General features: G+C 58.5%; 13 protein-coding genes and 1 rRNA gene. 3 read left to right on the top strand and 11 right to left on the bottom strand.

Annotated features, from left to right (window positions below; genetic code table 11):
• From VQ071_RS24810 to VQ071_RS24820, 3 genes are all read right to left on the bottom strand, one after another.
• Window positions 1-131, bottom strand: a 16S ribosomal RNA gene (locus tag VQ071_RS24810); the annotation flags it as partial.
• 330 nt (window positions 132-461) lie between these two features.
• On the bottom strand, window positions 462-1,271 hold the full coding sequence (locus VQ071_RS24815; RefSeq protein WP_340516945.1) for a hypothetical protein: 810 nt from the start codon (window positions 1,269-1,271) through the stop codon (window positions 462-464).
• Window positions 1,272-1,424: 153 nt separating this feature from the next.
• Window positions 1,425-2,324, bottom strand: coding sequence for a nucleotidyltransferase-like protein (locus VQ071_RS24820; protein ID WP_340516946.1), 900 nt, complete (start codon window positions 2,322-2,324; stop codon window positions 1,425-1,427).
• Between the two features lie 159 nt (window positions 2,325-2,483).
• Here VQ071_RS24820 and VQ071_RS24825 point away from each other — a divergent pair, with 159 nt between their 5' ends.
• A complete protein-coding gene (locus tag VQ071_RS24825) occupies window positions 2,484-2,861 on the top strand; it encodes a DUF2614 family zinc ribbon-containing protein (protein ID WP_340516947.1) in 378 nt (125 codons plus the stop codon).
• 48 nt (window positions 2,862-2,909) lie between these two features.
• Here VQ071_RS24825 and VQ071_RS24830 read toward each other — a convergent pair whose 3' ends face one another.
• The 8 genes from VQ071_RS24830 to gatC all read right to left on the bottom strand — a co-directional run bounded on the left by VQ071_RS24830 (window position 2,910) and on the right by gatC (window position 10,618).
• On the bottom strand, window positions 2,910-4,655 hold the full coding sequence (locus VQ071_RS24830) for a glycosyl hydrolase family 18 protein (RefSeq protein WP_340516948.1): 1,746 nt from the start codon (window positions 4,653-4,655) through the stop codon (window positions 2,910-2,912).
• Window positions 4,656-4,800: 145 nt separating this feature from the next.
• Window positions 4,801-5,232, bottom strand: coding sequence for a Fur family transcriptional regulator (locus VQ071_RS24835; RefSeq protein ID WP_340517114.1), 432 nt, complete (start codon window positions 5,230-5,232; stop codon window positions 4,801-4,803).
• A gap of 140 nt (window positions 5,233-5,372) precedes the next feature.
• Complete coding sequence (locus VQ071_RS24840) at window positions 5,373-6,026, bottom strand: hypothetical protein (protein ID WP_340516949.1); 654 nt, start codon at window positions 6,024-6,026, stop codon at window positions 5,373-5,375.
• A gap of 40 nt (window positions 6,027-6,066) precedes the next feature.
• Window positions 6,067-6,765 (bottom strand): MgtC/SapB family protein, encoded by a 699-nt coding sequence (locus tag VQ071_RS24845; RefSeq protein ID WP_340516950.1) that lies wholly within the window; start codon window positions 6,763-6,765, stop codon window positions 6,067-6,069.
• 83 nt (window positions 6,766-6,848) lie between these two features.
• Window positions 6,849-7,319 carry a GNAT family N-acetyltransferase gene (locus VQ071_RS24850; RefSeq protein WP_340516951.1) on the bottom strand — a complete coding sequence of 157 codons (471 nt, stop codon included), beginning with the start codon at window positions 7,317-7,319 and terminating at the stop codon, window positions 6,849-6,851.
• Between the two features lie 68 nt (window positions 7,320-7,387).
• Window positions 7,388-8,836, bottom strand: coding sequence for an Asp-tRNA(Asn)/Glu-tRNA(Gln) amidotransferase subunit GatB (gene gatB / locus VQ071_RS24855; protein WP_340516952.1), 1,449 nt, complete (start codon window positions 8,834-8,836; stop codon window positions 7,388-7,390).
• Between the two features lie 18 nt (window positions 8,837-8,854).
• A complete protein-coding gene (gatA, locus tag VQ071_RS24860) occupies window positions 8,855-10,306 on the bottom strand; it encodes an Asp-tRNA(Asn)/Glu-tRNA(Gln) amidotransferase subunit GatA (protein WP_340516953.1) in 1,452 nt (483 codons plus the stop codon).
• 24 nt (window positions 10,307-10,330) lie between these two features.
• Window positions 10,331-10,618 (bottom strand): Asp-tRNA(Asn)/Glu-tRNA(Gln) amidotransferase subunit GatC, encoded by a 288-nt coding sequence (gatC, locus tag VQ071_RS24865; RefSeq protein WP_340516954.1) that lies wholly within the window; start codon window positions 10,616-10,618, stop codon window positions 10,331-10,333.
• Between the two features lie 177 nt (window positions 10,619-10,795).
• On the opposite strand from gatC, the gene VQ071_RS24870 reads away from it, so the two are divergent.
• Both VQ071_RS24870 and VQ071_RS24875 read left to right on the top strand, forming a co-directional pair.
• Window positions 10,796-11,869, top strand: a complete 1,074-nt coding sequence (locus tag VQ071_RS24870) for an EAL domain-containing protein (protein WP_340516955.1) — start codon at window positions 10,796-10,798, stop codon at window positions 11,867-11,869.
• A 26-nt stretch (window positions 11,870-11,895) separates the two neighbouring features.
• Entirely contained in the window at window positions 11,896-12,315 is a 420-nt protein-coding gene (locus tag VQ071_RS24875; RefSeq protein WP_340516956.1) for an organic hydroperoxide resistance protein, read from the top strand.
• Window positions 12,316-12,336: the final 21 nt, after the last annotated feature.

Genomic DNA, 12,336 nt, shown 5'->3' on the forward strand with positions numbered 1-12,336 from the left:
GCCTACGTGTTACTCACCCGTCCGCCGCTAACCAAGTTCAGAAGCAAGCTCCCAAACAAGATCCGCTCGACTTGCATGTATTAGGCACGCCGCCAGCGTTCGTCCTGAGCCAGGATCAAACTCTCCAAATTGGTTTGTTTGACTTGCTCATTTCATTGCTGGTATAACTTTTGCTTCCACCCCGAAAGGCTTCAGCGTCCGTTTGTTTTAACGCTCGATGTTCAGTTTTCAAGGAGCAATCTTGTCTTCGCTTTTGGCCTCTTGCTCGGCGGCCTCTCAGCGGCGACTTGAATAATATATCACAACAGCCCATTTCGATGCAAGCACTTTTTTTAAACGCTCGACATTTTCTTTTTTTGCTGTCGTTGCCGTTATCCTTCTGTCGAAGGCGGCGAGAACTAATTTATCACAGATGGACAAGCTTCGTCAACAGATAATTTCGATTTATTTTGCAGGTCCGTTTAATGCCATTGTATCGTCTGGATGCCTTCATGAAGCGTAGCCAGATGCATCCGTCCCCCGTGCAAGTCCAAGTCGGTCGTTGGACAGCCGAGCGTCACGGACAGCAGCGCCAGTTGCCCGCGAAGAGTCGCCGCACGATACAGCCCGCGATCCGTACAGAAGTATAAGCTGTGATGCTGCTGGACGGCGTTGAATACAAAAATCCCCGACAGATCGAACCGATCGAAGCCCCCTTCTCGATTGCTTCGGACGATTTTGCCTTTGTCCGTGATTCCCAGCAATGCGCCTTCATATGCGGCCAGTCTGACAATCGCCGCTCCGAGCGTGAACTGTTCCCACGCGCAGGTCAGCCGGTCATACATCGCGATCCCCCACGGCAGCGCCAGATAAATGAACTGGGGCGTAACATAAAAGTCATAGACCGCGTTTTGAGCGGATGCGATATTTTTCCAGCCTTTGGCGGTATTGCACCATAATCCATGCTCCGTAGCCGCAAATCCGATCTGCCCCAGCTCCCTGTAGGCGTAGCAAACGATGGGCAGCTTCATATCCTTCCATTGGCTGCCCTTCATCTCGTATAGCCCCAGATCGGTGCACGCGAACATTTTCCCTCTGTCGATTCCCTCGCATAGACGATTGACGTGCACATTGGACGGCAAGCCATGAATCCACGATTCCCATCCGCCCTCGTCGTCGGATCTCCATATCCCGCGCCCCGCCGGCGACGTCAATATACGCTGATCCTCCAGCGCCCGTACGCTGGAGTGGTGAAAAAGCAAGCTTTCGGTCCGCGCTTGTCGGTTAGACATGCATGTGCACCTCACATACGATAATGATAATCGTTATCAACAATAATTGATTATATCCTTGTTGTTGCTCGCCCGCAACTTCTCCCTAATAAAAAGAGAAGCCCCGCATTCGGGAGCTTCTCACGTTGTATGCTTAACCGGCTTGCCCGTGCTTCAATCGACATTCGCAGCCGTATAACTCAGATCCATAAGATGCAGCCCCGTCTTTCGTATCGGCTTCTTAACTTCTGTCGCATATCCGCGATGCGCAAGCTTGCGCAGGAGCGCCGACAATTCAATCTGCAATCCGGCGAGATCGGGATGCTGCTGCAGCTCGGACAAGCTCCATGGCTCGGACCGGCTCTGCAGGATGCGCAGAAGCAGCGTCGCGGAAGACTTCATCTTGGTCAACACGGCGAACTCAACTGCCAGAATGACCAAGCTCACCCTCTGCTCCATCGTCTCGCGGCTTGACGTCAGCTCATCGTACAGCTTGAAGATGCCTGGGTTGACGCGTCTCATCTGCTCCCACACGTTGGACTGGGGCTGCTGTATTTCTTCTATTATCGCAATATGGGCCCAATGGTTGAGGGCAGCCAATATATTCGTAAAGGCATCCATAACGAGATGATCTTTTAAATGACGCTTCGCAAGCAAATAAGTGCGCAGGAAACGCGAATACTCACGAAGAAGCCGTCTCTCGCGGATAAGCGCCGGCCAGCGCTCAAGCCTGGATCTGGTGCTGGCGAGATAGCCGTCCCGGTCCAGCAGCGCTTCGCCCAGGGTCATCCATTGCAGCAGGGCTTGCCCATGATCGTCTTCGGTCATCCAGGCATCCAGGCGAGCGGGTGTCGACCTTCGTACGAGAATGGTCATATCGCTCCACTGCCAATGCTCCTCCAGCGCCTTCCCCTCGATCGATTGCTCGTCGTAGAGCGCCAGAATCAGACGGTCCACCCCATCGATCAAGGTCGGGGAACCCTCCTGATTCTTGACGAGCAACAGAGCGATCAGATGCTCGTCGGAGCCGAACAAGGCCGTATAAAATAGATTCGTGTCTTCGAGACGCTTCATAAAGTTCACCACCCTAAGACAGGCAATCAGTGGTCTGCCCGCCGTTTGTAGGATATAATGAGATATCTCTGTTCGAGGTTCGTTCATCCAATTTAATTCTACGCCGGGTTCAGGTTTCCTGCCGCCGGGCGAATTAAGATCATGGGGGCATTGTAGGGAATGAAAATGAAGGCCAGCAAAATATCGACGATGCGCACTTGGGGCTTGCTGCTGGTGCTGGGCGGCATGGGATTGATGGTGCTCGGGACAAGCGGCATCATCCTGTTCGGCGAGGTTGGCAAGATCATCGCCGCCGTATTCATGGTGATCGGGATTCTCACCTGCGGGGCGAGCATGTTCATCTACTTCTGGGTGGGCATGCTGTCAACCAGCGCACCCGTCATCGAATGTCCGGAATGCGGCAAGCGGACCAAGATGCTCGGCAAAACGGACAGGTGCATGTACTGTCATACGATCCTCACCTGGGATCCTGCCGAAGCGACGAACACCGCAGCAGCAGCCAAGGACTCGGATACACCAGCAACGACGACTTCATAACGACAAGGGCGCCTGTACCGCTGATCGCGGCAGGCGCCCTTTTCTTATTTACGGATAGCTCTGCAGCGCCTTGTCCAGCACGCTCCATATGTCTGCGGATGCAAAGGTTCTGTTCCAGGTAGCCGCGCCGGCGAGCTTGTACTTCTTGACCAGCTGAACGCGCGCTTTGATCGAATAATCGTTCTCGAGCCATATTCGCTGCAGCGCGCCGTCCTCCACGAACTCGGCATAGTACTGGCCGGTCTCTTCGGAAAGAACAGGTTTAATTTCTTTTTCCTTGACGAGCTTGGCGACCGCGTCCATGCCGATTGCTTTGGACGAGACGACCGTCTTGCCTTTGTCGTCCGTCTTCTCCGTCCACACTCTCGCATAGAACGGCATTCCCAATATCAATTGATCCGGACGCACGCCGTCTTCCTTAATAATTTTGGCAAGAGAGCTCTCCGTCCACGGCAGCGAGGCGACCGATCCCGATGTAGGGCTCGTAGCCCAATGCTCGTCGTACGCCATCAGAATGAGATAGTCTACACCCTGGGCGAGGCGACCGCGATCCAGATAGGCGGACCACATCTCGCTGTTCGACTTCGGCGTGACGTCGATCGACACCGACGCCCGTTGCTCATGCATGAGCGGCGTCAGTTCTCTGACGAATTGAATGAGATTGTCCTTATCCTTCGTATATACGTTCTCAAAGTCAAGGTTAATGCCTTGCAGCCTGAACGTCCGTACGTAAGCGATCAGCTGCTGGATCATGCGGTTGCGGGACTCATAGGATGAGAGCGCTTCGTGCGTACGGTCCGGCTCAAAAGAATTGTTGAACATGGCCCATACTTGCATGCCCTTGCCCCTGGCCCAGGACGAATATGCCGCATCCGCCTTGCTCTGGATGTTGCCCTGTCCGTCCTTCAAGGAGAACCATGACGGACTGACGACGTTGACGCCCGTCCATTCGCCGATCTTGGCAGGATCGGGCTGGACGCTATAGATCGCATCCCACGTAAGATTGATCCGCTTGCCGGTTACTTTCCAAGGGACGTAGGGCTCGTCCTGCTCTTCGATCGCGCCGGAAGGCGTCTCTTCGATGCCGCGCAGCGAGACATCCCGCTTGCTCATATAACCTAAAAAACCCGCGGCCGTCTGAACCTTGTACCAGCCGTTCTCTTCCGCCCACACGATCAGCGTGTCGCCCGCCTTCAGATCCTGCACGATCGGATGCGACTTGCCTGTTCCGCTGCGCAACTGCGCGCCCTTTTTGTTCGCTGCCGGCACCTCGGCCTTCTGAATCGCCAGACCCGGCTCCGTCAAACTGACGATGCCGGTCGTCTCGGCCGTCTCGGCGTTCAGCCCGAACAGCTGCCGGAGCGGCGCGAGCGGCAAATAAAGCGTGCCGTCGTCCGCCTTCTTGGCGCCGAAGCTCAGGCTGAAGGGCTTGCTGTTGAGCGTCGCGCTCAGTTCTCCGGTCTTGAAGTGAAGAACGCGCGTATCCGAAGTCATGATGATCGACTCGGTCTTGGCCTCATAACGCAAGCCGTCTCCGAACAACTCCTTGGCGAGCGGCATCGGAATCCACAGACCTTCGCCTTCCCCGATCGCATAATCGCCCGTCCACGCTCCATTGTTCATGATCGGATGTGCCTTGGCCATGTATTCAGGCGTCTCATGCGCACGATTCGGCTGCGAAGACCACCATGCAAATACCGCCGCCGCGGCCGAGAGGCAAAATAAAATCAATAGTCCAATGTAAGGCGCCAGTCTCCTGCGCCGTCTGACGCGTCCGCTCATCGTCGTCTGCAATCTCTCACACTCCTGTTTCTAGTCTATTTAAGGACGAGGCAACCGCAAGCGAGGTTTCACCCAAAATGATCCATAAAACAAATGCGCCGGGTTCGCCGGCGCAAGCATCGTATTGTATTCATAATCGTCGTACCATGATGCTCGCTTAAGACGTAAGCCCGCGGCAGGTCGGACACAATCCGTATATCTCCATCCGATGACCCTGTACGAGAAAACCCGTACGGTCTGCCGCTGCACGCTCTACCTCGCGCACGGGCTCGTGGTCGAAGTCGACCATCGAACCGCAGCTGGTGCATATCGCATGGTAATGATCCGACAGATCGGCGTCGAATCTGCTCGAGTCGTCCCCGTAGGTCAGCTCGCGGATCAGTCCGGCATCGACGAACAGCTTCAAATTATTATATACGGTAGCCACGCTCAGGCTCGGATAGGCGGGCGACAATGACTTGAAAATATCATCGGCAGTCGGGTGTGACCTGGACTCCATCAAATACTTCAAAATGGCGTAACGCTGCGGCGTCATCCGGACGCCTCCGGACTTGAGCTGGTCCACGGCATGATAGATCCGGGTGTCCATGCTCCTCACAGCCTTTCCTTCGGGTTAAATTATATTTTATAGCCATAAATTTAAAAATGTCAAATCCAAATCCTATAAAATAAAAGCATCCTCTTAAACAACGAGTGTCTAAAAGGATGCTTGTCGCGCTTCATATGCGATCAGGACTTGCCCTGCTGTCCCCGATTCTCCCAGAGCCAGAGCGCCACGCCCGCAACGATCAGCACGAAGGCGCCGATCATCGCGCCGGCCGAATGGAACAGCCAGCGAATGTTGGAGGAGCCGAGCAGAATCACGGCCCCGGCCGCCAGCAGTACGACGCTGAGCGCGGGAAACGTCCGCGAGTCGCCTTCGCTGCGGGCAGAACGCCCGTCCCAGCCGTACGGTCCGCGGTACAGGTAGCCGCCGGTGGCGATGCGCTCGTTCACGATATCCGTGCTCTGCAGCGTATCGAACAGGTTGTAAAGATAGATGATCGGCAGCAGCAGACTGACGAGCACGACGGTCAGCACATTGCCGTCCATCTCCTGCACGACAAATACGATGCCGCATATGTTGAGCGCGATCATCAGCATCAGCATGACGCCTTTGCCCATCAGCCCTAAGTACATGTAGCCGGTGCCGGGGAAAATAAACGAAAGGAAGCCCGCGAGCAGCTTGCTTTTCTTTTTGCGGACGGCACCCGCGGCTTGCGGGTCATAACCGGGCGGATAGGGCAACGTCCCTGCATCCGACCAGACGGTCTCTCCCGGCGCAGATGCGACCGAGGCGTCATGCGGCTGGCGCGCCCGCTCCTCGTACGGCTCGTTACTCATCGTTACATCCCTCGACTCTCATTTGTTATAGGTTCGTTGTTCACTCGGCGGATACCGAGGCGATTCCCTCCAGCTTGCGAAGCTGCTCGGCCAAGGCCACCGCCTGCAGCGGCTCGGCGAGCCTGATCGTCAGACGCATCCGCAGTCCGTCCGATCCGATCTTCATGGCGACGTACTCATCGAACTGGACTTTGATCAGCTTGGCGTCTCTCGTCTCCAGCAGCATGCGGATCGGCTCCATCAGCTCCTGTCCCGCCGCCGCAATCACGGTGAATACGAATTCTCTCGGATGCGCGACGTACCTCTTCTCGACGACATTAAGTCCCCACAGCACCGCGAGCGCCAGAAAAACGGAGAAAGCCGCCCCCAGATAGAAGCCTGCGCCAACCGCCAGTCCGATCGCCATCACGACCCAGAGCGAGGCCGCCGTCGTCAGCCCTTTGATCGATTTGCCCGTAAAAAGAATTGTGCCGGCGCCGAGGAAGCCGATGCCCGTAATCGCCTGGGCGGCCAGCCGGGCCGGGTCCCGGTTGACGCCGGTCTGACCCACGAACTCCGAGAAGCCGTAGATGGATAACACCATAATCAAGCAGGAACCGAGGCTCACGAGCGTATGCGTCTTCAGGCCGGCGGCGTGGTTCTTGCGCTCCCGCTCATAGCCGATCAGCGCGCCGAGCAGCACGGACAGCAAGAGGCGAAGCATGAGATGCCAGTCATCGATAACCCATGGATTGTCCAAGTCGGTATCACGCCTTATAAGTTACATTATAGTGGTCAATCGCATGCGGCAAAACGGCTTCCCGTCGGGGCAAGGAACCCGACTTAAGTCCTGGCCGGTCGCCGCATCGTGATCATCGTAATATCATCGCGCGGCTTGAACGACGCTTCGGACTGGAAGCCGAAGCGTTCATACAACGCGATCGCCGGACGGTTGCGCGCTTCGGCCGTCACTTCCCATGACGCAGCATCCGGCCACTGCGCGAGCAGATGCCCGATCAGCGCCGTCGCGACGCCTTCCCGGAAATGCTCGGGATGAACCATCATCCTGCTGATGACGGCTGTGCCGTCGTCAGCCCGCTCCGCCGCGATCGCGCCGATCAGCTCGCCGTCGTCGTCCCGGCAGCCCCAGAACGTCTCGTCGGCCGCCTGGAGCGAGGCAATCGTGTCATGCAGCGGGGGCAGATCGGGCACCCCGATCAGCTCCGCCTCGATCCGGTAGGCGGCGTGCTGCAGCCGCCACACATCGCCGGCATTCTCCTCGCTGGACAAGTCCAGCTTATGTACCGTTGGCATCTTCAGGACCGCGCTCCTCCAAAAAGAGACGGCTTCCCTATGGTCAGGTATGCCGCCTCTAGCCATTCTTATGAGTTTTTAAGTCGATCCATGAGCAATTTGTTGACCAGACCCGGGTTCGCCTTGCCCTTGGTCTCCTTCATAATCTGTCCGACAAGGAAGCCGATCGCCTTGTCCTTGCCGCCGCGATAGTCCTCGACCGACTGAGGATTGGCCTCTACGATCCGGTCGACGATGGCCAGAATCGCGCCCTCGTCGCTGATCTGCACGAGCCCCTGCTCCTCGACGATCTGCTGCGGCAGCTTGCCGGATTCGAGCATCGCCTTGAACACCGTCTTGGCAATCTTGGAACTGATCGTGCCCTTGGCGATGAGCTGGATCATCTCGCCGAGCCCTTGACCGGTGATCGGCACCTGCTGAATCTCCAGGTTGTTCGCGTTCAGATAGCCGAGCAGATCGCCCATGATCCAGTTGGCCGAAGCCTTGGCATCGTCGGTATACTTGAGCGACTCCTCGAAGAAATCGGCAAGCTTCATCGACGACGTGATGACACCGGCGTCATAGGAAGGCAAGCCGTACTTCTGAGTGTAGCGCGCCTGGCGCGCATCCGGCAGCTCGGGAATCGAGGCGCGTACGCGTTCCTTCCAGGCTTGGTCGATCTGCACCCGCACGAGGTCGGGATCGGGGAAGTAACGATAGTCATGCGCTTCTTCCTTGGAGCGCATGCTGAACGTCTTGCCCTGGGATTCGTCCCAGCGACGCGTCTCCTGGACGACCTTGCCGCCGCTGTCCAGCACGTCGGACTGGCGCATGACCTCGTACTCGAGGCCGCGCTGCACGCCGCGGAACGAATTCATGTTCTTGAGCTCGGTGCGCGTGCCGAACTTCTCCTGGCCCCAGGGGCGGATGCTGACGTTGGCGTCGCAGCGCAGGCTGCCTTCCTCCATCTTGACGTCGGATACATCGCAATATTGCATGATCGCCTTCAGCTTTTCCAGATACGCCTTCGCCTCTTCGGGCGAGCGGATATCCGGCTCGGAGACGATCTCGACGAGCGGCGTGCCGACACGGTTGAGGTCGACGAGCGAGCCGAGGCCGCCGTCCATATGCGTCAGCTTGCCGGCATCCTCCTCGAGATGCAGGCGGGTGATGCCGATGCGCTTGGTCTGGCCGTTCACCTCGATGTCGATCCAGCCGTTCGAGCCGATCGGCTCGTCGTACTGCGAGATTTGATACGCCTTGGGCGAATCGGGATAGAAGTAATTCTTGCGGTCGAACTTGCACCAGTCGGCGATCTCGCAATTGATGGCCATGGCGGCCTTCATCGCGTATTCGACCGCCTGTCGGTTCAGGACGGGCAGCACGCCGGGATGACCGAGACATACCGGGCACGTATGACTGTTCGGCGATGCGCCGAACGAAGTCTCGCAGCCGCAGAAGATCTTGGTCTTCGTGTGCAGCTCCACGTGCACCTCGAGGCCGACGACCGTCTCATATGGGGGGGATACGGTAGACATAAGTGGATGTTCCTCCTATTAGAGCGCCGGGCGCAGCTTGTGGAATTCGGTCTGGCCTTCGAAGGCGTGGGCCGCGCGCAGCACGGTCGACTCGTCGAACGGCTTCCCGATGATCTGCAGGCCGACGGGCAATCCGTCCGCGAGCCCGCACGGCACGCTGATCGCCGGCACGCCGGCAAGGCTCACCGGGATGGTGCAGATGTCGTTGAGATACATCGTGAGCGGATCGCCGACCTGCTCGCCGATGCGGAAGGCCGTCGTCGGCGCCGTCGGTCCGACGATCAGATCGAACCGCTCGAACGCCTGATCGAAGTCGCGCTTGATGAGCGTGCGGACCTGCTGTGCCTTCTTATAGTAAGCATCGTAATAGCCGGAGCTGAGCGCATACGTGCCCAGCATGATCCGCCGCTTGACCTCGGGGCCGAAGCCCTCGCTGCGGGACTGCTTGTACAGGTCCAGCAGGTTGGCCGGATCTTCGGCTCTGACGCCGTAGCGGACGCCGTCGAACCGGGCGAGGTTCGAGGATGCTTCGGACGATGCCAGCAAATAATAAGTGGCGATCGCATATTCGGTATGCGGCAGGGACACTTCTTCCCAGACGGCGCCGAGGGACTCCAGCGTCTTCAGCGCCTCCATCACGCGCGCCTTGACCTGCGGGTCGATGCCCTCGCCCATATATTCCTTGGCGACGCCGATGCGCAGCCCCTTGATATCGCCGGTCAGCGCGGCCCTATAGTCGGGGATGTCGACATTCGCGGACGTCGTGTCGCGCCGGTCGTGGCCCGCGATCGCCTGGAGCACGTAGGCCGAGTCCTCTACGTTCTTGGTGAGCGGTCCGATCTGATCGAGCGACGACGCGAAGGCGACGAGGCCGTAGCGCGATACGAGGCCGTACGTCGGCTTGAGGCCGACGATGCCGCAATAAGCGGCCGGCTGCCGGATCGAGCCGCCCGTATCGGAGCCGAGGGAGAAGTACACCTGTCCGGCCGCGACGGAGGCCGCCGAGCCGCCGCTGGAGCCGCCGGGCACGCGGTCCGTGTCCCAAGGATTGCGGGTCAGCTGGAACGAGGAGTTCTCGTTGGAGCCGCCCATGGCGAATTCGTCCATGTTGAGCTTGCCGATCGTGACCGACTGTGCGGCCTTGAGCTTCTGCACGACGGTCGCATCGTAGATCGGATCGTAGTTGGACAGGAATTGGCTCGCGCAAGTCGTGCGGAGCCCTTCGGTGACGATGTTGTCCTTGATGCCGGCAGGCAGACCGTACAGCAAGCCGCGCTCCGCCGGAGCGGCTGCGTCCATCGCCTTCGCCTGGGCGAGCGCGGCTTCCTCGTTCAGCGTCAGGAATGCGCCGATGCTGGCGTCCGTCTCGCCGATGCGGGAGAACGAAGCCTCCACAAGCTCCTGTACGGACAAATCTTTATGATGAAGCCTGTCGTGCACTTCGGACAATCTCAGATTAAACAGAGACAATGCAGCTTCCTCCTCGGAGTTGTTCTATTCCAATACCGCCGGCACCTTGAATTGGTCGTCCTCGGCCTCTGGCGCATTGCGCAGCACCTTTTCGATCGGCAGCGATTCGGCCGGCACGTCGTCCCGCATGACGTTCGACAGCGGCAGCACGTGACTCGTCGGCTCTACGCCGGTCGTGTCGAGACCGTTCAGCTTTTCGGCATATTTAAGAATGGCGTTCAGTTGCCCGGTGAACTTTTCCTTCTCCTCGTCGGTCAGCACGAGGCGCGCCAGATTGGCGACGTGCTCGACGTCCTTTACGGCGATACTCATGGATGGTTCTCTCCTTTGCTGTGGTGCCTTTTCAATGCTCATTATTATATCGGACAAGCGGGGGGAACTCAATGCATGTGCGCCCTTCGCTTTGTTTCATAAGCTCGAATATTGGGGAAATACTTAGATCGTATTGACGGCCGACATTGTCATATTAAATCGGGGAGGTTGTCCTAAATGTTGACTCGCCAAGCAATCGAACGGCAGGCGCCGCTGCGGGACAGCGGTTATGTGGAGTTCGCCGCGGAGCGCGATGTCGCAGCCGCAGAGATACTCACAGAACTGCTCGGACCGCAGGATGCGTCCGGACACTGGAGCGTGCGCTACGACAATTACCAGCAGCTGCTCCAGGTGCTGAACGCCATCGACCGCAAGCTGTCCGACAGTCAGAAGGAAGCCATCATGTGCAGGATATCCTATGAAGACCAATTCGAAGCGGAGCAGGACGAGCGCGACGGCTGGATTCAGGCGTCCCGCCTGCTCACAGGCTTCGGCCCGCATCGCGTGGTCGATTATATCGCGAACCGCAGGTTCTCAAGCCATATGCAGCCGATTGTGCAGCTCAGCGGCGCCCCGATCGGCTACGAGCTGCTGCTGCGTCCGCTGCCCGAGCAGCCGCCGTTCCGCCCGTCCGAGCTGTTCGCCGCGGCCCGCGCAGCGGGGCTTCACTCGTTCCTGGACCGCGAGGCGCGCAGCAGCGCCATTCGCGTCGCCTCGCGCCAGCTGCCCGCAGGCGTCAAGAAATTCATCAACTTCTTGCCGTCGTCGATCTACCGGCCGGAGGATTGCCTCCAGCAAACGTTCGAGCGCATCATCATGAGCGGCATGGACCCGGCCGACTTCGTGTTCGAGGTCGTGGAGACCGAGCGGCTGGACGACGTGAAGCATCTGAACAAAGTATTCTCCATGTACCGCAATATGGGCATCCGCCTTGCGATGGACGATCTGGGCGACGAATTTGCCACGGTCGACGTCATGGAGCAGCTGCAGCCAGACTACGTCAAGCTGGACCGCAAGTGGGTGTCGGGCTGCGATACCGATGCGAACAAGCAGCGGCGGATCGAGGATGTGCTCGAGCGTGCTGCCCGCTTCCACGGCGTCGTGCTCGCCGAGGGCGTCGAACGCGAGGAAGAATGGAAGTATCTGCGCGAAGCGGGCGTGCCGCTGATGCAGGGCTATCTGTTCGGACGGCCGGCGCCGGTGCCGATGCCCGTCCGATTCGGGAATGGCGCCGCGGCCGCCACTGTCTAAATTCGATTCGAAGGAGCGATGCGATCATGAGCAAGATTTATACGGCACAGGTAACCTCGAAGGGCGGACGCGAAGGCTTCGTCAAGTCTTCGGACGGCAAGCTGAACATGAAGCTGTCCCAGCCGTCCGATTCCGCAGACAGCGCGACGAATCCCGAGCAGTTGTTTGCTGCGGGATATGCGGCTTGTTTTCACAGCGCGCTGAAGATGGTCGCCAAGAACAAGGACCTTAATACTGAAGGCTCCGAAGTTATGGCCGAGGTGTCTCTGCATAAAGAAGATCCTGCGGGCTTCCGTCTGTCCGTCGTACTGAACGTGTCGGTGCCCGGGCTGGATGCGGAGCAGGTCCAGACGCTGGCGGATCAGGCGCATCAGGTGTGTCCGTACTCCAAGGCGACGCGCGGCGATATCGACGTCGAGGTGAAGACGGCGGCGACGCAGCGTTGAGGCGAGCGACCTGCCTGGTCA

It is taken from the genome of Cohnella sp. 56, from assembly GCF_037963805.1.
Classification (GTDB): domain Bacteria; phylum Bacillota; class Bacilli; order Paenibacillales; family Paenibacillaceae; genus Cohnella.